Origin of the sequence: Celeribacter sp. (assembly GCF_048266405.1) — a bacterium.
Lineage (GTDB): Bacteria > Pseudomonadota > Alphaproteobacteria > Rhodobacterales > Rhodobacteraceae > Celeribacter.
This window is the reverse complement of record NZ_JBLWZO010000003.1, coordinates 216,698-241,977: the sequence shown is the minus strand read 5'-3', so window position 1 is coordinate 241,977 and position 25,280 is coordinate 216,698. Positions and strand designations below refer to the sequence as shown.

Here is a 25,280-nt window from a genome sequence, read left to right as displayed (position 1 = left end):
CCTTTTACGTGCGAAAGACGCGTGAATACTGGGTTTCGTGGCGCATGGCGGCGATATCCGAGAGCCACGCGCAGTTGTGCAGATCGTCTGTGGTGGCCCCGCGCAACTGTGCGGCGAGGGCGACACAGGCGGGTTTGAGCGCGGCTTGGGTCTTTTGCCCGTCGACTTGTCCCAATGGCACCAACCGCATGGCCGCAGCGCACAGATTGCCGATAAAGGCCTGTAGATAGAGCGCGGTGGTCAGTTCCACGTCGAGGTCCAGTTTGGCGGCCGCGTGGCCCACGGCGACGGGATAACACAATTGACCTAGGTCCAAATCCCAAACGGCGCGGACCGTGTCGCAAAAAGCTGCCCCTTGCAGGTCGGTTTCCATGAGGCGCTCGGCAGAGGCGGAAAAGGCGCGGGCCTGCGCGTCGATCCGCGAAAGCTCCGCAGGATCAGCGCCATAGGCGGCGTTGAGCAACACCGCATCCGAACGCGTCCCGCCAAAATCAAGCAGGTCCGACAGCCACGCCTGTAACGTTGTCGCCGATGTGATCGCACCGTCGTGGATGGCGCTTTCCAGCCCGTGCGAATAGGCAAAGGCCCCCACGGGAAAGGCGGGCGACAGCAGTTGTGACAGGGTCAAAACGTCAATGGTCATGGCTGTGGTCGTGCGTGTGAGCGCCGTGGTCATGGGGCGCATGGGCCGTTGCGCCGTGGGCATGGGCGTGCGTGCGCCCGTGGCCATAGGCACCGCCCTCGGGTGTGAAGGGGGCGGTGACAGGGGTCACTGTCGCGCCGAGATGTTCGAGCATATGGCCAATGACGGGATCATTCTGGATCAAAAGCCGCGTGGGTTCGATCTGACATGGCGTGTGGCGATTGCCGATGTGCCACGCCAGTTGCACCAGATTGCCTGTGATTTCCAATAGCGGCTCATCTGCCGCGATTACTTCGATCACCTGTCCGTCGGACACTTCGAAGGCGTCGCCATGATCCAGTGAGGTGGTGTGCGCAAGATCGACGAGGAGAGACTTGCCGTTCGCCGCCGTGAGAACTTTGCGGCGCAAAAAGCGGTCCTCGTAGCTCAAGACGCAGTGGGTGAGCGCATCGCTCCAGTCACCCGCCTTGCGGATGGTGTGGGATGTAAAATCAGCCATTAGAACAAGAAATACCGTTGGGCCATCGGAAGCTCCGTGGCAGGTTCACAGGTCAGAAGCTCGCCGTCTGCGCGCACTTCGTAGGTTTCGGGGTTCACCTCCATATGCGGGGTAGCGGTGTTGAGCATCAGGTCGGACTTGCCGATGTTGCGGGTGTTTTCCACCGCGACGGTTTGTTTGGCCAATCCGAGCGTGTCGCGGATGCCGTCGGCTTGGGCCGCCCCGGAGACAAAGCACACAGCGGAGTGTTCGACGGAGCGCCCGTAAGCGCCAAACATCGGGCGCGAATAGACGGGTTGCGGCGTCGGGATCGAGGCATTGGGGTCGCCCATTTGAGCGCAGACAATCGTGCCCGCCATCAGGACCATTTCGGGTTTCACGCCAAAGAACGCGGGGTTCCAAAGCACCAGATCGGCGCGTTTGCCTTCCTCGATCGAGCCAATCTCACGGCTGATGCCATGCGCAATCGCGGGGTTGATGGTATATTTTGCGATGTAGCGGCGCACGCGGAAATTGTCGTTGTCGCCCGTCTCCTCCGACAGTCGCCCGCGTTGTTTCTTCATCTTATCAGCGGTTTGCCATGTGCGGATCAAGACTTCGCCCACACGCCCCATGGCCTGACTGTCCGAGGCAATGATCGAAAACGCGCCCATGTCGTGGAGAATGTCCTCGGCGGCAATCGTTTCGCGACGAATGCGACTCTCGGCAAATGCCACGTCCTCTGGAATGGATTTGTCGAGGTGGTGACAAACCATCAACATGTCGAGGTGTTCTTCGAGCGTGTTGACGGTATAGGGGCGTGTCGGGTTGGTGGAGGAGGGCAGGACATGCTCCTCGCCACAGATTTTAATGATGTCGGGGGCGTGCCCGCCGCCTGCGCCTTCGGTGTGAAAGGCGTGGATCGTGCGGCCCTTCATCGCAGCGACGGTGGTTTCAACAAATCCTGACTCGTTGAGCGTGTCGGTATGGATCATCACCTGCACGTCCATGTCGTCGGCCACCGAGAGACAGCAATCAATCGCGGCAGGGGTGGTGCCCCAATCCTCGTGCAGTTTGAGCGCACAGGCGCCGCCTTTGACCATCTCGACCAAGGCTTCGGGCTGACTGGCATTGCCCTTGCCCGCGAAGGCGAGGTTCATCGGAAAGGCATCCGCTGCCTGTAGCATCCGTCCGATGTGCCACGGACCGGGGGTGCAGGTGGTGGCCAATGTGCCGTGCGCGGGACCTGTGCCGCCGCCAAGCATAGTGGTCAGGCCGGAATGCAGCGCGTCCTCGATCTGTTGCGGACAGATGAAGTGGATATGGCTGTCAAAGCCGCCTGCGGTCAGGATACGCCCTTCGCCCGCGATGGCCTCCGTGCCGGGGCCGACGATGATATCCACGCCGGGTTGGGTGTCGGGATTGCCCGCTTTGCCGATCTTGTGGATGCGCCCGCCGCGCAGGCCCACGTCCGCCTTGTAGATGCCCGTATGATCGACGATCAGCGCGTTGGTGATGACGGTGTCCACGGCCCCTTGGGCGCGGGTGGCTTGGGACTGGCCCATCCCGTCGCGGATCACCTTGCCACCGCCGAATTTGACCTCTTCGCCGTAGGATAGGCCCGCGTCACCGCCCGCACGTTCGGCGGTCAGATCGCGCTCGACCTCGATGATGAGGTCGGTGTCTGCGAGACGGAGTTTGTCGCCGACCGTGGGGCCGAACATGGCCGCGTAATCGGCCCGACTGATTGAAGCGGCCATCAGAGGTCTCCCATGACTGTGTTGTTAAACCCGAAAATGCGACGTGCGCCCGATATTTCGATCAGGTTCACTTCGCGGCGCTGTCCCGGTTCAAACCGAACGGCGGTGCCCGGCGCGATATCGAGACGGCGGCCATAGGCGGCCGCGCGGTCAAAATCCAAAGCGGCGTTGCTTTCGGCAAAATGGTAGTGGCTGCCCACCTGCACGGGGCGGTCACCGGTGTTGGCGACCATAATTGTGATGGCCTCGCGGCCTGCGTTGAGGGTTAGCTCACCTGCGGCGGGAAACAATTCTCCAGGGATCATGGCGGGCTCCTTTAGCGGATCGGGTTGTGAACGGTGACGAGCTTGGTGCCGTCGGGAAAGGTGGCCTCGACCTGCACGTCGTGGATCATCTCGGGGATGCCTTCCATGCATTGGTCGCGGGTGATGACGTGAGCGCCGGCCTCCATCATATCGGCGACGGAGCGGCCATCGCGGGCACCCTCGACCACTGCGTCTGCGATCAGCGCCATAGCCTCGGGGTAGTTGAGTTTCACGCCACGCGCCAAGCGTTTTCGGGCCACTTCGGCGGCCATAGCAACGAGCAGTTTGTCTTTTTCGCGGGGGGTCAGTTGCATGGGTCAAAGCCTCCAATTCTTTGGAACAGTCGCATGGGTGAGGTGAGTGAGGATCGGCAGTATGGATTGGCGCAGCACAAAGCTGTCGCGGGCCAGAACGCGGATCACGAGGGTGGTCTCGGACAACAGGCTCGCGCCGGCTGTCGTGGGCAGTAACGCCCGTACCGCATCGCACAGGAGCGCGGCTTGGGGGGAGACAAGCACGATATTGGCCACTGCGCGCGCGCCGCTGGCCAAGGCGCTGCGCTCCAAGGTCGCGGTGATGTCGCCGTCGAGCGTGATGGCATCGAGATAGACAGGACGCCCGCCCGAAGTGATCGACACGCGGTCCGTCAGCGCCCCCGAGCGCAGGATCTCGCCCGATGCATCTCGCCCGAACACCAAAGGCTCAAGCATTAAAAATGTCGCGTTTTCATTGAGTTCAACGTCGATCTTGCGGCGAAGCCTCGCGCCGTCAAACAGGATGGTCTCTTGGGGCAGCCAATAGAGCTGCGCGCCATCTTCGACTGTCAGTTTGGTTTTGATCGTGCCCGCGGTTGCATTAGAGGCGCGGTAAATGCGCTCGGCGGCTTGGGTCGTAACGCTGAGTTTGGCACGTTCATGGGCGGTGATCGTGGTGGAGAACTGGTCGCCGCCCGTGACGCCGCCTGCCGTGTTGATGATGACCATCTCGATGGAGTCGTTTGTCGGGCGCGGGAAAATGGCGCGGAAAGATCCCTGTTGGCGCAGGTTTTTCAAGCGGGTTATGTCGCCTGCCGCCCGCACCGCGCTGACGTCCAATGTGCCGCGGGCGCGTTGGAAAACAGCGTTGGTTTCCAGAGGAAGGTCTGCGATCACGGGAGCCTCATTTGTCTTGAATAGTCAAGCCGTGACGAGGATTGCCGAAGGGGGCAAGGATCAGAACTGCAAACGCCAAAAATTTTGGCGTTTTGCGAAGTATGCCCAAAAATAAGCCTGAGTTGATTGAAATATGTGCGATTTGAAAACGGCGTGGCAGGTGGAGGTCCTACGCTATTGGGCGCAATCGCGGCGGGTCTTAGCCGCCAATGCCACGCCCTGTGCCGCTCTTGCCAAATCCGCCTCGTGAGGCGGCCGTGGCGCGGGTCATTGGCGCTTTTCCGACGGTGGGCGCGGGGCGGTTGAACTGTGAGGTGCTCAACTTTGTTGCGCCAGAGTTCCCAGAGAACGTGCTTGTACGGGCGGCGTTGGTGTATTGGCCGCCTTTGGTCTTATAGAGCGGCTGACCCGCTGACATGCCCGCGCGGTTGCTCAACATGCTGCCGATCAGATAGCCGGAGAGCAGCGGCATAAAGATGCTGCCTGATCCGCCCTGAGTGGCTCCGGCTTCCGAGCCACAGGCCCCTTCGCCGTGTTGCTCTTCGCAGACTTCGAGACTGTCATAGCGCGGTGCGGCCTCAAGGTGCAGCGTCTCGGCCTCAGCCACGGCGATTTCGCAATCCTGTACGGAGAACATGCCACCCTGTGTCGCCTGATCCGTGCAGCTTTGCAGATCGGGAAAGGCTTGGGCGTCCACTTGCTCTTCCTGACACCCCGCGAGGGTGAAAGCGGTGGCACCAAGAATGGCGATGGCGACGCGTTTTGAACGTTTGGTCATGACAGTCCTGTCTTTAGGTCGGGGTCGTAGGGGCGATTATTCGGGTGTGATGAAGTGCGGTTTGAACCGCGAGAGGTCTTGCGTGATGCGCGATTGATCCTCACGGATGCCAATGCCCGCACAAGTCTCTCCGACGATCCATGCGCCAATCACGGGGCGAAACCCGTCAAACTGGGGCAGGGGCGCGTAGGCTTGGAGCACGCGGGGATGTTCGGCGTAGTCGGTGTTTTGCGCTTGCTCTATGACCTTGCCCGCTTTGAGGATCGACACCGATGCGCCTTCGCGTGACAGGATCGGTTTGCGCACATGCCCCGCGTGAAGCGCATCTGCAGCGCGCACAAAGGCCTCGGTCACGTGATCCGCCGCGGCACCATGGCCCGCTATTGCGTCGCGCACATCGGCCTCAAAAAAGGCGGGCAGCAGGTTCGGGTGGCCTTCGAACATCTGCCACAACACAGGCAACAGCCCCTTGTTGGACAAAAGCGCCTTCCATGCGGGCTCTACGAACAGGCATTGAGATGACGCGATATGATCGGCGTAATCGTCGCGCAACAGGTCTTCCCACGGGTAGAGTTTGAACAGGGTGCCGATCACGCGGTCCTCGTCGTCCAAAAACTGTCCCTCGTCGCTCAGAGCGATTTTTTCAAGGTCGCAGTAATGCGCGCCCAAGCCGGCCTCGCGGGCGGCCCAGCCCAAGGCCTCTACGGTGGCGTAATCCTCGGGATTGCCGCTGACTGCGGTGAAATGCAATTGGGTTTCGGGGGCAAACATCGTGCCAAACCGCGCGACAAGCGCCTCGTGGATGCCGTTGAACTGATCAGAGCCCTCGGGCAAGACGCCTGCGGCCAGTTGGTCCTCAAACCATTGCCACTGAAACGACGCGCTTTCATAGAGCGAGGTCGGCGTGTCGGCATTGTATTCCAACAGTTTCGCGGGGCCGTTGCCGTCATAGGCAAAGTCGAACCGCCCGTAGAGTTCGGGATCGTCGCGACGCCAGCTTTCCGCCACCAGATCGCGGTGCGCTTCGGGAATGGCCAGACGGTCGAGCAATTCCTCGCTGTTCAGGATATGGCCCACGGCCTCGCGGCACATGGTGTGCAGAGCGGTGGCGGGATCTTCGATATCCGTTTCGATCTGTTCAAGCGACAGCGCATAGGCCGAGGTTTCGTCCCAATAGGGTTCTCCGTGCATATCGGCAAAGGTAAAACCCACCTCTTGTGCGTGTTCGCGCCAGTTCGGTCGTTCGGGCAAAGTGATTTTGTGCAACGGGTGTCTCCTCATCCTCTCCCGACATGTAGGCGGTTTGGCGCAGGGATGCCAGAGGAGAGGCGCGGGCTTAGTTGATGACGCGCTCGATAACGCGCGTGCCATCGCTCACGCCAGAGGAGGGGTACAGGATAACGCGGTCGCCTTCGGACAGGCCGCTGAGAACCTGCGCCTGAACGCCGTTATTGGGTCCGATCTCAACTGGGCGTAATTGTGCGGTGCCTTCATTCACCGCAAACGCCACCCATTCGTCGTCGTGCCGAAACAGCGCACTTGCCGGAACGGTCAACGTGTCCTCGGCCTGCCAGACGATGATCTGCGCCTCGACGCGAAACCCGTGGCCGAGGCCCGCATAATCTTCGGGTGGGCTGACGAGCGAGATCACTGTATCGACACGCTGCTCTTGGACGCCAAGCGCCGAAAACTGGGTGATGCCAAAGGGATCGACGCGGGTGACGGTGCCGTGCAGGTCTGTTTGGCCGCCCCAGTCGACAATGTCCACGGGATCGCCCACAGAGACCTGAACTGCATCTGTCGACAAAAGTTTAACAACAACCTCCAAGTCATTGGTAATATTTCCGATCTCCATGATTGGTGCGCCTGCGGGGAGCGAGGTTTCGCTTTGTTGTATGACGCGCAGGATGCGTCCGTCCGTTGGGGCATAGAGCGGAATGTCGTCGGAGTGTGTCCCGATGGCAGCGGCAAGGCCGTGATCGTCAAAGTCGATCAACTGTGCTTGCGCATTGGCGAGTTCAGCCTCGCGCATGGAGATCGCAGCCTGTGCGGTATCGACGTTGGCTTGGGCCACGCGGGCGGTCTGGCGGGCGCGGTCCAGGGCGGCATCGCTCGAAATCCCGCGTTCGAACAGTTGTTCGGTGCGGGCCAGTTCGGTGTCGGCCAGATCGCGGTTCGCCAAAGCGGCATTCAGGTCGGCGCGGGCGACACGCAAAGCGGCCTGTGATGCATTGACGGCGGCAAGCGCCTGCTCGCGGGTGCGCACATCAAGGGCGGCGGGATTGGCGGGACGCATATGCGCCACGATTGTCTCGCCTTGGGTCACGGGATCGCCGGGTTTGACGCTAACGCGCTGCAACTGTCCTGCCACGGGGGTGGAGACGACATAGGCGTCGCGCACGCGGGTGCGGCCTTCCTCATCAATGGTCAATCGCATGGTCGTGCGGGTGACAACTCCCATATCGACCATCGTTGGTTTCGGCCAAAACGCCGTCGCCAACGCCCCTGCTATCAAGAGCACGGTGACGGTTGTCAGGATCAGGCGAGATCGTTTTTGCGCTTTAGCCATAATAGTTACTCTCTCGTTTTTAGTGCCGAAATCAAGTCGGCACGGTCGATATCGCGTTTGACCAACCATCCGGAGGCCACCGCGGCGCCAATGACTACCACAGCGGCGAACCCGTAGCTTTCAGCATCGAACATGGCGGGGATCTGGTAGAGTTCGCTTGAAAACCCCGCCGCGATCCCGAAGGACAGATAGTAGCCCATAAGGGCACCGACGGGCAGGGCCACGAGTGTCACAATCGCCAATTCGCCCAAGAGGACAAAAGCAGCTTCGCCCTTGGTAAATCCAATGACGCGCAGACTGGCCAGATCGCGGGCCCGTTCGGCGTAGGCAATCCGTGCGGCGTTATAGACGATGCCAAATGTGATGATGAAGGCAATGGCCCCCATGACATAGCGCATGGCCCCTGTGCCCGTGTCCATCATGGTATGAAAGGCTTCTTCGGTTTGTGATTTCACGCTAACGCCCGCGACGGTGGGCATGTCTTGTAGGGCATCGTAGAGGGGTTGGGCCTGTGCCGTATCAATGGTGAGATAGGCTCCCGAGACGCGGTTTGGTTCGCGCAGGGCGCGGTTGAGGGCGTCGCGCTCCATATAGGCGGGCGCTCCGAGCAGGCTTTCGGCCACGCCTGCGACGGGAAGCTGAAGCACAGGTTGGCGGCCTTCGCGCACCTCGACGGTCAACATATCGCCGGCGCGGATGTTCAGGATATCGGCGAGCGCGGTGGAGAGAACGATTCCGTTATGGGGCAGGGGAATAGTGTCCAAATTGGCGTCAAGTGCACGTGCGAGCCGCGCGTCTTTGTCTAGCCCCGTGATGACGCCGCGGTGCGTCAGACGACCGTTGCGCAAGACTGCAGGGACATAGCGGACGGGTTCGACGTAGATGACGCCAGACATGCGTGTCAGTTCGAAAATGGTCGTCTCAGAGACCGCATGGGTAAAGCTGACCGCTACATCGCTGCGATCCATCACGTTGAAGGTCAGATCAAGGGTGCGGTCAAACCCCGCGTAGATGGTGATCATCGACACGGTTAGCGCCATGCCACAGGCGATGCCGATCATGGCACCTGCCATCCGCGCAGGCTGTCGGGTGATGCGGCGCAGCACCATACGCGAAGGCTGATCCAGCCATCTGTTGAGCGCATGGCCCAATCGTCCTGTGCGGCTGTAATCGGCGGGTGCAGGCGCACGCATGGCGGTCGCAGGGGTGAGGGCAAAGACACTGCGCAGCACCAACAGGCCGCCCACGGAAGCCGCAGCAATACTGACACTGACCCCGATGACAAAGGAGGCGGGGTCGAGTTGAAACACCAGAAACGGGAATTTGAAGTAGGTGATATAGACTTGGATCAATGCCCGTCCGCCCGCGATACCCATGAGACACCCCGCCAGAGCGCCGCCAACGGCTATGGCCATCACGAGCTTGAAATAATGCGCACCGACCTCGGTGTTGGTGTAGCCAAAGGCCTTCATCAGGCCAATCTCTTCGCGCTCCGACTGCACCATGCGGTTGATGACGATGTAGAGCAGGAAGGCCGCCACACCGAGAAAGATCGGCGGCACACCTGCGCTTGTGGCCTCAAGACCGGAAATCTCTTCGCTCACAATCATGTTGGAGGTCTGATTGGCGAGCGGATAGGCACCCGTGCCGCCATAGGGGGCCAGAATGCGGTCGGCAGCGTCAAGAACGGCGCGCTCATTGGCTCCGCGCGACAGCGACAACAGTGCCTCGTTAAATGCGCCTTGCATGTCATAGGTCGCGGACAGCGCCGAGCGGCTCATCCAGATGACACCAAAGCGGGCATCATCGGCAATCAATTCGCCGGGGGCCGTGACGTAGAGATATTCAGGGCTTTGCGCGAGGCCGACGATATTAAAGCTGCGCCTCGCGCCATTCATCGTGGCGTGAAGCTGATCTCCCGGACGCAGCCCGTGGGCCTTGGCAAAGGAGTGCAGCAACAGGATTTCGTCGCTGTGATCGCTGTCGATCATCCGCCCGTCGGTCAGATACACATCGTTGAGACGCGGGCTGCGCAGATCGGGTAGGGAGACGGCTTGGGCCTGCACGGGCAGGTTGCGATCAGGCAAGTCAATCAAGGCCCCGCCCGTCACACGTGGCTCAACGGCGCTGACGCCCGTAATGTCGGCCAACCGCTCCGCTATATGGTCAGGGGCGCGGGTGACGGGCGCGAAAATATCGGCCAAACGGTAGCGCTCATAATAGGCGGCGCGGGTCTCATTGAGCGAGGTCACAAGCCCCGTCATCATCACCAACATGCCGACGCCAACGGCAATCACCACGCCAATGGCGAGGGCCTGACCTTTCATCCGCCACAGGTCTCGCAGCAATTTATGATCAAGCGGGCTCACCATTCAATCTCGTCTGGAGGGCGTTTGTCGTGATTGACCTCGACGCGGCGAATGTCCCCGTCGGCAAAATGGATCACACGGTCGGCCATTGCGGCCTGACTGGCGGCATGGGTGACAATTAGAACCGTTGCGCCCAGCGTTTCATTCACGTCCTTAAGGACATTGAGAACGGCCCGCCCCGTGGTGCTGTCCAGCGCCCCTGTCGGTTCATCGCAAAATAACACCGTCGGACGTTTGGCCACGGCGCGAGCAATGGCCACGCGTTGTTGTTCGCCGCCAGAGAGTTGCGCGGGAAAGTGATCCATCCGCTCGCGCAGCCCCACCAAAGCGAGAGCGTCGTCGGGGTCCATCGGATCGCGGGCAATCTCGGTGACAAGCTCGACATTCTCCCGCGCTGTCAGGCTTGGCATCAGGTTGTAGAATTGAAAGACAAAGCCGACATGATCGCGTCTGTAACGGGTCAGTTGTTTGTCCGTCATCTCGGAGAGGTTCTGATCTTGGAAAAAAGCCGTGCCTTGTGTGGCACGGTCAAGTCCGCCGATGATGTTGAGCAGCGTGGATTTGCCACTGCCCGAGGGACCGAGCAACACAACGATCTCGCCCTCTGGGATATCCAGATCAACCCCGCGCAGGGCATGGACCTGCGAGCGTCCTTCCCCATAGACTTTGGTTAGGCCTTTGGTTGAAAAGGTATTTTGTGTCATAGGCTCTTTACCGGCATCACATACACTCGCGGCCGACCTTGCGCGAACGCTAAGGGGCAAAGGGGCGCGGTGTCAACGGTAGGTAAGGGGCGCGGGGAGATGCGCGGATCGTCGCAGCTTAGGCGAAGAGTGCCAACCAGATGCCCGCGAACATCGCGATCCCGCCGAGATTGACCCAGATATGCCAGATAGCATAACGGAACGGCATGGTTTTGCGGACGTAGAAACTCGTGCCGATGACATAGCAGACGGCTCCGCCAAGGATGCACCAAATGGTGGCCGCAGGGACGCCGTGCAAGTCAGGAACAGCGCAAAGACCAATGGCCCCAAGCCCAAGGTAAGAGGCGGTTGACCACTTTGATTTCACCGCCGCGCTTGTCACTTTTTTCCAGATGGCAAGTGCGCTCAGTCCCCAACATAGCCACATTAGAGACAGGGACCATGTGGTGCCTGCTTGCACGAAAAAGACGGTAAATGTCCCTGTAATACTTGGATAAATTGCCGAGTGATCAATGCGCCGCAACAGTTTTCGGTGGCTGTGCAAGGGCGCGAAATGATAGGTGAAAGACGCAAGGTTCGAGATCAGCGCACAGGCGATATAGACCATGACGGCCACCATGAGCGAGGTGTCGAGTGTGCCCGCAGCCTTGGCTATCAACAGGCTGCCTGCACTCAGGATCAGAATTAAACCGACGATATGCACGCCCAGATCGGCATGACGATGGGACGGGATCGGGCTTGGATAGGTGGGGGCGGACATCGACATGGAAACTCTCACGCTTGGGCTGCCTCCGCGTTACGGGGGAACGGGCGTGATGTCCACGATACCGGTGCGTCAGATTGGACGCGGGGCGCGTGAGGGGAGAAATTATGCCGACCCGCGCCCCGTATGTCAGGCGCAGATCGGCGGAGTGTTAAGGCGAAAACCTTTAGCGTAGACGGGCTTCCGTTTGGGCGTCAAAGAGCATTACATCTTTGGCGTCAAATTCGACGGATACCGCATCGCCTTCGCGCATCCGCTCAAGACCGCGTTCTTCGATCACGATTTTCTCGCCTGAGGGCATCACGACGTGGGTGTAGCTGACGCCGCCAAGGGCTTCGGACAATTCAACCGCGAGCGGACCGCCGCGGGAGATGGTACAATGCTCGGGGCGGATACCGACAGAAACGGCCGTGCCATCAGCGGGCAGGGCGGTTGATACCTTGATCGTGCGATCAAGTGCATCAATGCGTACCGCGCCGTTATCAACGACACCGTTCAAGAAGTTCATCGACGGGGAGCCGATGAAGCCCGCAACGAATTTATTGTCAGGGTCGCGATAAAGATCAAGCGGCGCGCCGACTTGTTCAATGCGTCCCGCGCGCAAGACCACGATCTTGTCGGCCAATGTCATGGCTTCGACCTGATCGTGGGTCACGTAGATCATCGTCGCGCCGATTTCCTTGTGCAGGCGGGCGATTTCCACCCGCATCTCGACGCGTAATTCGGCATCAAGGTTGGACAAAGGTTCATCGAACAGGAAGACCTCGGGCCCACGCACAATGGCGCGCCCGATGGAGACGCGTTGCCGTTGGCCCCCCGAAAGGGCGGAGGGTTTACGCTTGAGGTAATCGTCGAGCTTGAGAATGCGGCTGGCCTCGGCCACTTTGGCTTCGATCTCGGCTTTTGGGTAGCCGTTCATCTTTAGCCCGAACCCCATGTTTTCCTTGACGGTCATGTGAGGGTAAAGGGCATAGGTCTGAAACACCATTGAGACCCCGCGCTCGGCGGGTTCCATGCGGGTCACGTCCCGTTCACCAATGAAGATTTTACCTTCCGACGTTTCCTCAAGACCCGCGACCATGCGCAACAGGGTGGATTTGCCACAGCCCGACGGGCCGACAAAAACACAGAATTCCCCATCATCAATCTCGAGATCAACGCCGTGGACGACCTGAACGTCGCCATATTTCTTGATTACGTTTTGTAGCGTTACACCTGTCATTGGGTTCCTCTCTAGGCGGTCATTTTGGATTCAGGGAAACGCCAGTTCTGCGCCTCTCTTGCGATATGGTCGGCTGTGTCACGGATGAGTGGCACATTGTTTTCGAGGGTGTCGAGCGTGGTGCGCAGCGTCGAGGAGGTCACGGAGATCGCGCCGAGGACGCGGCCGCGCTCGCTGAGAATCGGCAGCGCCACACAGATGATTCCAATCTCGTGTTCTTCGCGGTCATAGGCATGGCCTCGCTCACGGATCGCGGCAAGCTCTGCCTTGAGTGCGGCTTCGTCGGTGAGCGTGCCATCGGTAAAACGGTGCCACGATTGCTGCGCCAGAACGCCTGTCAGTTCGTCGTCGGGCAGGTAGGCAAGCATCGCTTTTCCCACACCTGTGCAATAGGCGGGGCCGACCTTACCAGCCTCCGAGAACATCGGCAGCGGTTGCGAGGCGTTGCGTTTGTCGACGTAGATGACCTGTGCGTGATCGAGTTGCGCCAAGTGAACGGTTTCGCCCGTTTTTCCTGATAATTCATCAAGGTAGGGGCGCGCGATCGGAGCCAGAGAACTTGTCCGCCATGCGTCATGGGCTAGCCGTACGAGGCGCACGCCAAGGGTATACATGCCCGTATCGGGATCATGGGCCAACATGCGTTGGTTGGTCAGCGTTTGTAGGAGCCGGTACAGGGTTGCTTTGGGGTAGGCGCTTGTGGCCAAGACCTCACTAAAGCGAACTGGGCGCCCAAATCCCGCAACTTCTTCGAGCACGGCGAGCGCCTTGCCCACGGTTCCGTCCATTTTGCTTTCCATTTTTCCTCCCTCTCCCAGGTGATCCTAGGAAACTATTGACAAGACTATACCCATTCGCGTTATGTTTTCAATATTAGAAACGCGGTTCCATTATATGAAACTCAAAGCGAGAATCAAGCGAACTGCACGGAAGCATAAAGGGAGGACATTATGCGTTCTATGAAGAGACTGATGCTGGCCGGATTGGCTGCAACCACAATGTTGAGCGGCGCGGCATTTGCCGATGGGCTGTCGGGCGAGTTGAGAATTTTCTCCGACATGTCGAACCCTGCGCCCCGCGCAGTGATGGAGGGCATGGTCGAGCGCTTTGGCGCAATGCACCCTGATCTCGACATCGAGCTGACCATCATTGACCGTGAAGCTTACAAAACACAGATTCGCAACTTCCTGACCGCAGACGCGCCGGATGTTGCCAACTGGTACGCGGCAAACCGTATGGGTCCATACGTGAATGCGGGCCTGTTCGAAGATGTGTCTGACCTGTGGGCCGAGCCTGAATTTGCTGATCTGGCGTCGACCAAAGGGGCGATGACCATCGACGGCAAACAGTGGGGCGTGCCTTATACCTACTATCAGTGGGGCATCTACTACCGTCAGGACATTTTCGAAGAATTGGGCCTCTCGGTTCCAACGACCTTTGACGAAGAACTGGCAAACTGTGAGAAAATCGTGGCCTCCGGTCGTGCGTGCTACACCATCGGTTCCAAGTTCCTTTGGACCGCTGGCGGTTGGTTCGACTACATGAACATGCGCACAAACGGCTATGATTTCCACATGGCTCTTGCCCGTGGTGAAGTCTCATGGACCGATGAGCGCGTGCGCGCCACCTTTGCAAACTGGCGCAAGCTGATTGACATGGGCGCTTTTGTTGAGGATCACCAGACCTACAGCTGGCAAGAAGCGCTGCCCTTCATGATCAATGGTGAAGCAACGGCTTACCTCATGGGGAACTTTGCTGTGCCACACCTGCGTGAAGGTGGCCTGACCGATGATCAACTTGGTTTCTACCAGTTCCCGGCGATCACCGACGGTATTCCAATGGCTGAAGATGCGCCAACGGATACCTTCCACATCCCTGCGAACGCCAAGAACAAAGAAGCGGCGCGTGAATTCCTGCGCTTCGTGACATCTGCCGACAACCAGACCCTGATCAACGCAGGCGATGCTTTGGGTCAGTTGCCTGTGAACGCGGCGTCTTCGGTTGACGACGACAAGTTCCTCGAAGCCGGGTTCGCTATGTTGTCCAACGACGCCCCAGGCGGTGTTGCACAGTTCTTTGACCGTGACTTCTCTGCCGAGATGGCTGCGGCTGGCATGGAAGGTCTGCAAGAATTCATGGTTTACCCTGATAATCTTGACGACATCCTTGAGCGTCTTGAGGCTGTTCGCCTCGAAATCGCTGAATAAAACCACGTATAGGGCGGGGTGGCATGTGCTGCCCCGCTTTTCCTTCCATCAACGAGAGACTGAATTGTAAACGCCTGTGCTGCGGACGTTTTCATTTGGGATCTGAGGAGACTCGCATGACCGACACGTCAGGGCTGCCACGGCGACATGGCTGGTATCATCGAAACAGGCAAACAGTGACCCCTTGGTTGTTTCTGTTGCCTGGCATTTTGTTTTTCGGGGTCTATGTGGTTTACCCGATTATTCAGAGTGTGAACCTGTCCTTTTACAAGTGGGACGGGTTGGGGGAGGCCGAGTTTGTCGGCACCCGCAACTATGAAAAGCTGGTCAGCGACCGCGCGTTTTCTGTGTCTTTGATCAATAACGTGAAATGGCTGCTGCTCTATTTGCTCGCCATCCCTGCGGGTCTGTTCATTGCCTTGTTCCTGAACCAAACCGTGCGTGGCATTCGTATCTATAAGTCGCTGTTTTTCTTTCCCTTCGTGATTTCTCAAGTGGTTGTGGGGCTTGTCTTTACATGGTTCTATGATCCGAATTTCGGTCTGTTGAACTCGGTGCTGGGGCTTGTTGGCCTTGGTCCGATCAACGTCTTGGGCGATCCCGCTTTGGCCACCTACGGTATCATCGCGGCGGGTCTTTGGCCGCAAACGGCCTATTGCATGATCCTGTATCTGACGGGTCTGAATGCCGTTGATCCCGAACAAATCGAGGCCGCGCGACTGGACGGGGCAAAGGGGGGGCGGATGTTGTGGCACATTATCATTCCGCAACTCAAACCCGCGACCTTTATTGCCTTTGTTGTCACCATCATCGGAGCGCTGCGCTCGTTTGATTTGATCTCGATTATGACCAACGGCGGACCGTTCGGGTCGACCCGCGTTTTGAGCTTTTACATGTTTGAAAAGGCGCTGTCGGAATACGGGTTCCGCATGGGGTATGGTGCGGCCATTGCCGTTGTGTTGTTCCTCATCATGCTATGTTTCATCGCCTACTTCCTGTGGTCGATGTATCAAGAAGAGAAAGGGCGCTAAGATGTTCCCCACCCCCCTCGAAAAGACATCTCGCGCGTGGCAGATCAGTTATCAAAGCCTGCTACCTGTCGCGCTCATCGCATGGTTGTTGCCGCTCATTGCTGTGGCGCTCTTCTCCATCAAACCTGCCGCTGATTTTACGGCTGGGAACTATTGGAACCTGCCGTCGCGCTTTGCCGGATTTGAAAACTATGGCCGCGTGTTCATGGGCAGCCCCATGCCGCGTTACATTCTGAACTCGTTCATGATCACCATCCCGACAGTGATCGGTGCGGTGGCCCTGTCCTGTATGACGGGGTTTGCGCTCGGGATTTACCGCTTCAAACTCAATCTGCTTGTGTTTTTCTTCTTCATCGCGGGTAACTTCGTGCCGTTCCAGATCTTGATGATCCCTGTGCGCGATCTGACGATTGATATGGGGCTTTATAACACCAAATTGGGTCTGGTTCTGTTCCATGTCGCCTTCCAAACGGGCTTTTGCACCCTGTTTATGCGCAACTTTATCCGTGCGCTGCCGTTTGAATTGGTCGAGGCGGCTCGCGTCGAAGGCATCACCGAGTTTCAGATTTTCTGGAACATCGTGCTGCCCTTGATGAAACCTGCCATCGCGGCCCTGTCGGTTCTGGTCTTTACCTTCATCTGGAACGACTATTTCTGGGCTGTTGTGCTGACCCAAGGGCCACAGGCCCAACCCGTCACCGCGGGGATTACCAGCTTTAACGCCCAGTTCGGTGTGGCCTATCAAATGCTCTCGGCAGGCTCGATTGTCGCCGCATTGCCACCCGTCCTGATGTTCTTCTTGATGCAGCGCCACTTTATCGCTGGTCTCACCCTTGGAGCCGTCAAATGATCCATTGTTGGCGACTGGATGATGCGCGCCAAACGCTTGTATTGGGCGTGCGTGATAATCACCTCGCAGAGGCGATCTATTGGGGTCCGCGTCTGCCCGATGATGAAAACCTTGAGATGCTGTATGGGGCGCATGAGATTGATGTCACGGGCGGGATGCTCGACGTTAATCCCGAGCTGTCGATCTGTCCCGAGGCGACGCGTACCTTTCCTGGTCAACCGGGGATGGTGGTGCGTGATGAGACGGGCAAGTCTGTGTTGCCGGCATTCAGTTTTGAGAGCGTGGAGCAGAGCGAGACTGCGCTGACGCTGACCTTCACCGATGCCGAGAATGGGCTGGCTTATCGTGCGCATTTCGCGATTGATCCGCAAACCCATCTGATCACGCTTTGGGCGGAACTCGAGGGGACGCGGGCGCTCAACCTGCATTGGTTGTCAGCCCCTGTTTTGCCCGCACCGCAACTGTCCGACGAAATGATTGATGTCGCAGGGCGGTGGTGTGGCGAGTTTCAGATCAACCGCACACCGTGGTCGGCAGGGATGCGCACCCGCGAGAACCGCACAGGGCGTACGGGCCACGAACATTTTCCGGGTCTGATTGTTCCGTGCCGTGGCGCGACCAATACCCAAGGCGAGGCCTACGGCTTTCACTACGGGTGGTCGGGTGGCCACAAGATGGTGGCCGAAGAGCTGCCTGACGGGCGGCGCCAAATCCAGTTTGGCAATGCCACACAAGTCGAAGACGAGGCGCGCACCCTGTTTAAAACCGCGCCGCTCTATGTGACCTATTCCAACAGTGGTTTGAACGGCTGTGCGGTGGCGTTTCAGCGACATGTGCGGGATCGCCTGATCACATGGCCGCATCCAGAACGCCCGCGTCCTGTGCATTACAACTGTTGGGAAGCAATCTATTTCGATCACAACCTGCCCGAACTCAAAGAGATCGCGACCATCGCCGCGGGCCTCGGTGCGGAGCGTTTCGTGCTTGATGACGGGTGGTTTGGCGAGCGTGATGATGACACCTCGTCACTCGCAGATTGGGAGGTTGATCCGCGCAAATACCCCGATGGTCTGACGCCACTTATCGACCATGTACGCGGCCTTGGCATGGTGTTCGGCATTTGGTTCGAACCGGAAATGATCAATCCTGATAGCAACATCTATCGTGCCCACCCCGAATGGGCGTTGGGTCGCGAAGACCAGATTTTGGGCCGCAATCAACTGGTGCTCAATATGGCGCTGCCCGAGGTGCGCGAGTTCCTATTCGAGCGCATCGGTAAAATTCTGGCTGATCACGATATTGATTACGTCAAATGGGATCACAACCGTGTGCTGCCGACGCCCGATGCCGATCAGACGCGCGGGACGTATGCGCTGTTGGATCGTTTGCGCACGGCCTTTCCCGATGTGGAAATCGAAAGCTGTGCCTCGGGTGGGGGACGGACGGATTTTGGCATTTTGGAGCACACCCAACGGGTGTGGCTGTCGGACAGCAACGATGCCTTGGAGCGGTTGAAAATCCAGCACAACGCCGCGCTGTTCCTCCCGCAATGCGTCACGGGCAGCCATGTCGGACCACGCGTGTGTCACACCTCTGGCCGTGTTCTTGATATCCGGTTCCGCGCATGGGTCGCCGCACAGCGCCACATGGGGTTCGAGATGGACCCGCGTGAGCTGACAGATGAGGAGGCGGACGTGTTGCGCCGTGTCACTGCTTGGTGGAAAGCCAATCGTGGCTGGATGTATCACGCCGATATTTTGCGCTTGGATGCCGCCGATCCTGCGGTGGTGGCCGAGCAACATTTGCACGAGGACCAGTTCGTGGTCTTTGCAGGCAAAGCCGATACATCGGATCAGATTTCACCGCGCCCCCTGCGCTTCACAGGTTTGAACCCCGACGCCATGTACCGCGTTGATCTGGTCAACCGCGACGAGATTGCACGCGTGGCGCTGTCACGCGGTCGCTCCATGTTGAAAACCGGAGCGATGAAGGTCAGTGGCCGCTATTTGATGCACCACGGCGTCACCCTGCCGTGGAGCTTCCCAGAGACAATGTGGGTCATTGAGGGCCATAAAATATGAAACAACCACACCGCAGCCGCCAAAAGCCCACGATGATGGGCGAGGCCTCGCGCCGTGTTTCATGGGAGCGTGTCTGATGGACTCTAGACAGGCACAAGACGACTGGATCGCCGTTGATTGGGGCACATCCAATCTGCGGGTTTGGGTCATGCGTGGCACACAGGTGCGCGAGCGGATCGTCTCGGATCAGGGTATGGGCAGCATTACGCCGCGTGAGTATGAGCCTGTGCTTTTGGGCCTCGTTGCACCGTATTTGAGCGCCACGACCACGCGCGTTTTGGTCTGCGGCATGGCAGGATCGCGTCAGGGATGGGCAGAAGCGCCGTATGCCTCGGTGCCCTGTGCGCCGCCAAACCGCGACAATGCCGTGTCTGTCGCCACGGATGATCCGCGCCTGAGCGTGTCGATCCTTCCGGGGATGAAGCAACAGACTCCAGCGGACGTTATGCGCGGGGAAGAGACACAAATTGCTGGTTATCTGGCACAGAAACCCCATTTCGAGGGCGCGATTTGCCTCCCTGGGACGCACTCGAAATGGGCTCAAATAAGCGCGGGCACGGTCGCCCAGTTCCGCACCTTTATGACGGGCGAGGTCTATGCGCTTTTGTCGAAGACCTCCATCCTGCGCCACTCGGTTGGCGAGACCTGTGATCTTGAGGCATTTGATGCGGCGGTTGCAGATATGATGCGCCACCCCGAAGCCTTCACAGCCGATTTGTTCGGATTGCGCGCGGGGACCTTGGTTGGTGGTCTTGGGGAGGATGCGGCCTTGGGGCGCTTGTCCGGGTTGATGATCGGGGCCGAGATTGCAGGGGCGCGGTCCTTTTGGTCGGGGCAGAATGTGGCCTTGATCGGGGCACCGAAAATCTCCGCTCTTTATGCGCGCGCATTGACTGCGCAAGGCGTGGATGTGGATATCGCCTCTGGCGAAGATATTGTACTTGAAGGGCTCATTGCAGCCTATCATCAGACGGAGGGCCAGACATGAGCCGGAACATTATTGCGATTTTGCGAGGGCTTGAGCCTTCCGAGGCACAGGTTATTGGCGCGGCTTTGATCGAGGCGGGCATCGACCACATCGAAGTGCCGCTCAATTCGCCACGCCCACTTGAGAGCATCGCGACGCTTGTGCAGTCCTATGGCGATCACGCAGTGATTGGCGCGGGCACGGTCTTGAGTGTGTCCGATGTGAACGATGTTATGGGCGTGGGCGGGCGGCTCATTGTCTCGCCCAACTGCAACTCTGATGTGATCAAGGCGACCAAAGCCGCTGGTGGTTTGAGCTACCCAGGTGTGATGACGCCGACCGAGTGTTTCACCGCATTGGACGCAGGCGCCGATGGGCTCAAGTTTTTCCCCGGCTCCCTGATCGGTGTGGATGGGTTCAAAGCCGTCTCTGCCGTGCTGCCCAAATCGACGCAATGCTATGCCGTGGGCGGCGCAGGGCCATCCAATTTCGCCGCGTGGTTCGCTGCGGGCGTTGTCGGGTTCGGCATCGGATCGGCTTTGTTCAAGCCCGGGATGAGTGTGGCGCAGGTTCGGGCCAATGCCGAAGAGATCGTTGCCGCCTATGACGCCGCACAGGCCTAAGGCCTAGGCGCGTCCTTTCTCCACCCCATCAAACGCGACGTTCTATATCAGGTGCAATTTCAATGACTTCAGTTGGTTTTCCACGTGCGCTCGGCACATGCTACTATCCCGAACACTGGCCCCAAGAGGTCTGGGCCAAAGATGCTCAGATGATGGTTGAAAGCGGTCTGACGTGGGTGCGGATTGGTGAATTTGCGTGGTCGCGTCTTGAGCCAAAGCCGGGTGTGTTGGAATTGGAGTGGCTTGAAGAGGCCATCAAAACGCTGACCTCTGCGGGGCTCAAAGTTGTGTTGGGCACGCCCACGGCGACCCCGCCGCGGTGGATGCTTGATAAGCACCCCGATATGTTGGCCGTCGATGCCGAGGGCCGCCCGCGCGGATTTGGCTCACGGCGGCACTATTGCTTTAGCCACGCGGGGTATCGCGAGGAAAGCCGTCGGATCACAGGGATCTTGGCCGAAGTCTTTGGGTCGTCTGTGGCCGCATGGCAGACGGACAATGAATACGGGTGCCATGACACAACCCTGTCCTATTCCGACGCAGCGCTAGAGGCGTTTCAGGATTGGCTTGAGGCGCGCTATGGCACCATTGAGGCGCTCAATGCGGCGTGGGGCAATGTGTTCTGGTCGATGGAGTATGACCGCTTTGATCAAATCGGCCTGCCGAATTTAACCGTCACCGAACCCAATCCCGCTCATGTGCAGGCGTTTCGGCGCTTTTCCTCGGACCAAGTGGTGGCCTTCAACCGTGCGCAGGTCGAGGAAATCCGCAAATGGTCCGATGCGCCGATCAGCCATAACTACATGGGGCGGGTGACGGATTTTGATCACTACGACGTGGGTGCGGACTTGGACATTGCCACGTGGGACAGCTACCCGCTCGGCTTTCTGGAGGACCGCGTCGGCGCAAGCTCTGAGCGTCAAAAAGCCTTTTCACGTCAAGGCGATCCAGATTTCCAAACCTTTCACCACGATCTTTACCGCGCCGTTGGCAAGGGGCGTTGGTGGATCATGGAGCAACAACCCGGTCCGGTGAATTGGGCGCCCTATAATCCTGCGCCTTTGGCGGGGATGGTGCGTCTGTGGAGTTGGGAAGCCTTCGCCCACGGCGCCGAGGCCGTGTGCTATTTCCGTTGGCGTCAGGCCCCCTTTGCGCAAGAGCAGATGCATTCGGGCCTGTTGCGCCCCGACAGCGCACCCGCCGCAGGACTGGCCGAAGTGCGCCAAGTGGCTTCCGAACTGGCCGCTGCCCCGCACGTCGAGGCCAATGTCGCCGATGTGGCTTTGGTGTTCGACTATGACGCCGAATGGGCATGGGCCGTGCAGCCGCACGGGCAGGGGTTGAGCTATTTCGATCTGGTGTTTGAACACTACCGTGCCCTGCGTCGTGCAGGGTTGAACGTCGATATCGTTGCGCCGACGACACGTGATTTTACAGCGTACAAAGCCGTGTTCGCACCGGGATTGATGCATCTGTCTGACGACTTGCGCCATGCGCTTGAGACGGCGGATTGTCCCTGTGTTCTTGGACCGCGCACTGGGGCGCGGACGCTCGATTTTGAGATTCCTGTGCCATTGCCCCCTGCGTTGAGCGGGTTGGATGTGACGGTGACGCAAGTGCAAACTCTGCGCCCTGATCGCCCCGTTGCGCTTGCGGGCGGTGGTCATGCGGTCGGATACATTGAGACACTAGATGGTTCGGCGGCGACAATTTTGGAAGATACATCAGGGGCTTGCGTCGCAGTGCAAACCCAAAACCTGATCTATTGCGGGGCGTGGCTTGACGAGGCGGGGCTTGATCGTTTGGTTGCTCTGGTTGCCGACAGCGCAGACGTGTCGATACGCAGCTTGCCTGATGGTGTTCGCGTCCGACGCACCGCGACACAGGAGTTCTGGTTCAACCATAACGCTCATTCTGTGGACACCGAGGCAGGCCCAATGGCCCCCGCATCGGTTATCTGGCGCGATCTGTAAGCGCAGGGGCGAGGTCAAAGGCGCGGCTGAGCGCGGCAATATCAATGCTAAAGCTGTCGAGAGATTGTGACAGGAACGGTTGTGACAGGTCATAGGCGGGGGTGACGTAATTGGGCTTGATCCGCCCGCGCACTCCTGTCCAGCCGATCCCCAGTTGCGCCGCCATCACGCGGTAGACGTCCGTCATATGGCCGCAGGGCATCAGCTCGATCAGCCGCTTGGGGCGGGTATTGGCGTGGGTGTAGAGCAAGGGGGCGAGGCTCGCGCCGTGAATGGCCACGATCTCATGGGCTGTATTGAACAGGCGGAACTGGTCGGCGGCACTGAGGTCTTCGACGTAGAGCTTTACAAAGCCTTTCGTGCGCAGCCAATCCGACACTTCCGTTTCGTTTTCCAAGGTGCGTGTGTCTCTGCGCGACAGAAACGCTTTTTGCGGTAGAAGTATGCCATCGGGCCGCGTGTTGCGGGCCACGGTGCGGGTGCGGTTGCGCACCACATCGCTGTCGACCCACAGGTGGCGCTCGGGGCGCAGACCTGTCCACGGCGTCAGATCATACAACAGACCTTCGCCCTGAAAATGCGCGTCGCTGGCCAGAAGCGTGATCCCCAACAGGTCCGCTGCTGCCTTGATGTAGGCAGGGGTGTTTTGGGGTACCAAAAGCGTGACCTCCGCAGGGTCGATCTCCATGAGTTCACAGATTTTGAAGATTAACGGCAGATGGTTGTTGAGAAAATGCGCCCAGTTTTGCGGTGCGTCACGGCGCAGGTCGATCACGTCGCCCTTGGGAGCGGGTTCGGATTTTGCTCGTTTGAGCAGCCGTGCCGTGCGACTGGCCGGCACTGGTGCGGGCAGGGGGCCGCGCGATAGGGTTAGCGTACCGCCCTCAACCTGTTTGGCGGGCAGAAGGATTTGTTCGCAGTCTGGTACAAAGCGATCCACAAAATGCGACGCGGGCGTGATGAGCCAGTGTTCGGGCACCGTAAACGGGGCAATCGTAAGCGCGTGCATGTGGGCGTCCTTGTTGTCCTAATCAATGGCCGGCGCGGGCGGGCCGTGGCGCATCATAGGGGGACTATGCCCGCTGTTCCATTTTCCGCAAGGGGGGTGCGCTATATCGGATGTTATATGGCGGTGAAGTGGGATAACAATTTGGCTATAACCCCATATTGCGTTCACGCGTTGACGGAGCGAGGTAAACATGTCTTTTCTTCCGCCAAGCCGACTTTGCGCAAATAGACTGGAGATTTCCGATGACGACTGACACCTTCACCCCCCACGGCAAGCATTTGATTGCTGGCGACTGGATTGGCACCGAGGCGACGTTTATGTCGGAGCCTGCAACGGGGACGGCGCATCCGTTTTCAGTTGGGACACCTGCGCTTGTCGATCAGGCCGCTCGCGCCGCTGAGGAGGCCTTTTGGTCTTTTGGCTATTCAACCCGCGAAGAGCGTGCCGCATTTTTGAACGCGATTGCCGATGAGATTGAGGCCCGCGCCGAGGCCATCACACAGATCGGCAGTCAAGAAACAGGCCTGCCGGAAGCCCGACTTCAGGGCGAGCGTGGCCGCACCACGGGCCAGTTGCGCCTGTTTGCGACCCATATCCTGTCGGGCGATTACCTTGACCGTCGCTATGACAGAGCTCTGCCTGATCGTGCGCCACTGCCACGTCCCGACATTCGCATGATGCAGCGTCCTATCGGCCCTGTGGCGGTGTTCGGCGCGTCTAACTTCCCGCTCGCCTTTTCCACCGCAGGCGGCGACACAGCGGCGGCTTTGGCTGCGGGCTGTCCCGTTGTGGTCAAAGGCCATTCCGCGCACCCTGGTACGGGCGAAATTATCGCTGAAGCCATTGATGCGGCTATTAAATCTTGCGGCCTTCATGCGGGTGTTTTCTCGTTGATCCAAGGCGGCACACGTGAAGTTGGTGCGTCCTTGGTGCAGCACCCGTTGATTAAGGCCGTGGGCTTTACAGGCTCATTGGGTGGCGGTCGTGCGCTGTTCGATCTGTGCGCACAGCGCCCCGAGCCGATCCCCTTCTTTGGCGAACTCGGGTCGGTCAACCCGATGTTCTTCCTGCCCGAAGCGCTCAAGAACCGTGGCACAGACATTGCCGAAGGGTGGGCGGGCTCGCTCACAATGGGCGCGGGTCAGTTTTGCACCAATCCAGGGATCTCGGTCGTGATCGACGGACCTGACGCCGATGCCTTTACAGAGGCTGCAACCGCGGCGCTTGCGCCGATGGGCGCACAGGTCATGCTGACCGATGGTATTGCGCAGGCCTATCGCTCCGGTCGCGACAAAATCGCGGCCACGGCGGGGGTTCAGGAATTGCTGACCTCGACCTGTGATCTGCGCAATGCGACGCCGTATCTGTTTGCGACCACGGGCAAGGAATGGCTCGACAACGAGATTTTGGGCGAAGAGGTCTTTGGCCCGCTCGGTCTGATCGTGCGTGTTGCTGACATGGATGAAATGCGCAGCCTTGCCAAGGCGTTGCAGGGTCAGCTGACCTGCACGATCCACCTTGACGATGGCGATGCGGATGCAGCCAAAACGCTTCTGCCGATCTTGGAGCGCAAAGCGGGTCGCGTGCTCGCCAATGGCTTCCCAACTGGTGTGGAAGTGTGTGACGCGATGGTGCATGGCGGGCCTTACCCTGCCTCGACCAACTTTGGCGCGACCTCCGTGGGGACATTGTCCATTCGTCGCTTCTTGCGCCCTGTGAGCTATCAGAACATCCCTGAAAGCGTTTTGCCAGCCGACCTCGCGTAACGCGTCATTTTCCGCGTCAAACGCAATTACA

General features: G+C 59.1%; 23 protein-coding genes. 8 read left to right on the top strand and 15 right to left on the bottom strand.

Annotation, left to right across the window (positions count from 1 at the left end):
• Positions 1–4: 4 nt before the first annotated feature.
• The 14 genes from ACN0TS_RS08605 to ACN0TS_RS08540 all read right to left on the bottom strand — a co-directional run bounded on the left by ACN0TS_RS08605 (position 5) and on the right by ACN0TS_RS08540 (position 13,542).
• Positions 5–685, bottom strand: coding sequence for an urease accessory protein UreF (locus ACN0TS_RS08605; RefSeq protein ID WP_417258941.1), 681 nt, complete (start codon positions 683–685; stop codon positions 5–7).
• Complete coding sequence (locus ACN0TS_RS08600; protein ID WP_417258940.1) at positions 633–1,142, bottom strand: urease accessory protein UreE; 510 nt, start codon at positions 1,140–1,142, stop codon at positions 633–635. Before ACN0TS_RS08600 ends, ACN0TS_RS08605 begins: the two co-directional genes overlap by 53 nt.
• Positions 1,142–2,881 carry an urease subunit alpha gene (ureC, locus tag ACN0TS_RS08595; RefSeq protein ID WP_417258939.1) on the bottom strand — a complete coding sequence of 580 codons (1,740 nt, stop codon included), beginning with the start codon at positions 2,879–2,881 and terminating at the stop codon, positions 1,142–1,144. The genes ACN0TS_RS08600 and ureC overlap by 1 nt, the downstream gene beginning before the upstream one ends.
• Positions 2,881–3,186 carry an urease subunit beta gene (locus ACN0TS_RS08590; RefSeq protein ID WP_417258938.1) on the bottom strand — a complete coding sequence of 102 codons (306 nt, stop codon included), beginning with the start codon at positions 3,184–3,186 and terminating at the stop codon, positions 2,881–2,883. The genes ureC and ACN0TS_RS08590 overlap by 1 nt, the downstream gene beginning before the upstream one ends.
• An 11-nt stretch (positions 3,187–3,197) precedes the next feature.
• Positions 3,198–3,500, bottom strand: coding sequence for an urease subunit gamma (locus tag ACN0TS_RS08585; RefSeq protein WP_417258937.1), 303 nt, complete (start codon positions 3,498–3,500; stop codon positions 3,198–3,200).
• 3 nt (positions 3,501–3,503) lie between these two features.
• Positions 3,504–4,337: an urease accessory protein UreD gene (locus ACN0TS_RS08580; RefSeq protein WP_417258936.1), complete on the bottom strand. Its 834-nt coding sequence runs from the start codon at positions 4,335–4,337 to the stop codon at positions 3,504–3,506.
• Positions 4,338–4,536: 199 nt separating this feature from the next.
• On the bottom strand, positions 4,537–5,115 hold the full coding sequence (locus tag ACN0TS_RS08575; RefSeq protein WP_417258935.1) for a DUF1190 domain-containing protein: 579 nt from the start codon (positions 5,113–5,115) through the stop codon (positions 4,537–4,539).
• A 36-nt stretch (positions 5,116–5,151) separates the two neighbouring features.
• Positions 5,152–6,381: a glutathionylspermidine synthase family protein gene (locus ACN0TS_RS08570; protein ID WP_417258934.1), complete on the bottom strand. Its 1,230-nt coding sequence runs from the start codon at positions 6,379–6,381 to the stop codon at positions 5,152–5,154.
• 70 nt (positions 6,382–6,451) lie between these two features.
• Entirely contained in the window at positions 6,452–7,684 is a 1,233-nt protein-coding gene (locus ACN0TS_RS08565) for an efflux RND transporter periplasmic adaptor subunit (RefSeq protein ID WP_417258933.1), read from the bottom strand.
• A 5-nt stretch (positions 7,685–7,689) separates the two neighbouring features.
• A complete protein-coding gene (locus tag ACN0TS_RS08560; RefSeq protein WP_417258932.1) occupies positions 7,690–10,056 on the bottom strand; it encodes an ABC transporter permease in 2,367 nt (788 codons plus the stop codon).
• Entirely contained in the window at positions 10,050–10,757 is a 708-nt protein-coding gene (locus ACN0TS_RS08555) for an ABC transporter ATP-binding protein (protein ID WP_417258931.1), read from the bottom strand. The genes ACN0TS_RS08560 and ACN0TS_RS08555 overlap by 7 nt, the downstream gene beginning before the upstream one ends.
• 118 nt (positions 10,758–10,875) lie before the next feature.
• The gene (trhA, locus tag ACN0TS_RS08550; RefSeq protein ID WP_417258930.1) at positions 10,876–11,523 is read right to left on the bottom strand and encodes a PAQR family membrane homeostasis protein TrhA; all 648 of its coding nucleotides are present in this window, start codon (positions 11,521–11,523) and stop codon (positions 10,876–10,878) included.
• Between the two features lie 163 nt (positions 11,524–11,686).
• Positions 11,687–12,742, bottom strand: a complete 1,056-nt coding sequence (locus tag ACN0TS_RS08545) for an ABC transporter ATP-binding protein (protein ID WP_417258929.1) — start codon at positions 12,740–12,742, stop codon at positions 11,687–11,689.
• A gap of 11 nt (positions 12,743–12,753) precedes the next feature.
• Positions 12,754–13,542, bottom strand: a complete 789-nt coding sequence (locus tag ACN0TS_RS08540; RefSeq protein WP_417258928.1) for an IclR family transcriptional regulator — start codon at positions 13,540–13,542, stop codon at positions 12,754–12,756.
• Positions 13,543–13,692: 150 nt separating this feature from the next.
• Here ACN0TS_RS08540 and ACN0TS_RS08535 point away from each other — a divergent pair, with 150 nt between their 5' ends.
• The 7 genes from ACN0TS_RS08535 (at position 13,693) to ACN0TS_RS08505 (ending at position 22,474) form a co-directional block, all read left to right on the top strand.
• Positions 13,693–14,949 carry an ABC transporter substrate-binding protein gene (locus tag ACN0TS_RS08535; RefSeq protein WP_417258927.1) on the top strand — a complete coding sequence of 419 codons (1,257 nt, stop codon included), beginning with the start codon at positions 13,693–13,695 and terminating at the stop codon, positions 14,947–14,949.
• 116 nt (positions 14,950–15,065) lie between these two features.
• The gene (locus tag ACN0TS_RS08530) at positions 15,066–15,980 is read left to right on the top strand and encodes a carbohydrate ABC transporter permease (protein ID WP_417258926.1); all 915 of its coding nucleotides are present in this window, start codon (positions 15,066–15,068) and stop codon (positions 15,978–15,980) included.
• A gap of 1 nt (position 15,981) precedes the next feature.
• Positions 15,982–16,830 carry a carbohydrate ABC transporter permease gene (locus ACN0TS_RS08525; RefSeq protein ID WP_417258925.1) on the top strand — a complete coding sequence of 283 codons (849 nt, stop codon included), beginning with the start codon at positions 15,982–15,984 and terminating at the stop codon, positions 16,828–16,830.
• On the top strand, positions 16,827–18,911 hold the full coding sequence (locus ACN0TS_RS08520; protein WP_417258924.1) for an alpha-galactosidase: 2,085 nt from the start codon (positions 16,827–16,829) through the stop codon (positions 18,909–18,911). The genes ACN0TS_RS08525 and ACN0TS_RS08520 overlap by 4 nt, the downstream gene beginning before the upstream one ends.
• 76 nt (positions 18,912–18,987) lie before the next feature.
• The gene (locus tag ACN0TS_RS08515; protein ID WP_417258923.1) at positions 18,988–19,899 is read left to right on the top strand and encodes a 2-dehydro-3-deoxygalactonokinase; all 912 of its coding nucleotides are present in this window, start codon (positions 18,988–18,990) and stop codon (positions 19,897–19,899) included.
• On the top strand, positions 19,896–20,501 hold the full coding sequence (locus ACN0TS_RS08510; RefSeq protein ID WP_417258922.1) for a 2-dehydro-3-deoxy-6-phosphogalactonate aldolase: 606 nt from the start codon (positions 19,896–19,898) through the stop codon (positions 20,499–20,501). The genes ACN0TS_RS08515 and ACN0TS_RS08510 overlap by 4 nt, the downstream gene beginning before the upstream one ends.
• Before the next feature lie 62 nt (positions 20,502–20,563).
• Positions 20,564–22,474 carry a beta-galactosidase gene (locus ACN0TS_RS08505; RefSeq protein WP_417258921.1) on the top strand — a complete coding sequence of 637 codons (1,911 nt, stop codon included), beginning with the start codon at positions 20,564–20,566 and terminating at the stop codon, positions 22,472–22,474.
• Here the strand turns inward: ACN0TS_RS08505 and ACN0TS_RS08500 are convergent.
• A complete protein-coding gene (locus ACN0TS_RS08500; protein ID WP_417258920.1) occupies positions 22,455–23,483 on the bottom strand; it encodes a glycosyltransferase family 61 protein in 1,029 nt (342 codons plus the stop codon). The genes ACN0TS_RS08505 and ACN0TS_RS08500 overlap by 20 nt on opposite strands.
• A gap of 242 nt (positions 23,484–23,725) precedes the next feature.
• Between ACN0TS_RS08500 and ACN0TS_RS08495 the strand changes: the two genes are divergently transcribed.
• Complete coding sequence (locus ACN0TS_RS08495) at positions 23,726–25,249, top strand: aldehyde dehydrogenase (NADP(+)) (RefSeq protein ID WP_417258919.1); 1,524 nt, start codon at positions 23,726–23,728, stop codon at positions 25,247–25,249.
• The last annotated feature ends 31 nt before the right edge of the window (positions 25,250–25,280 follow it).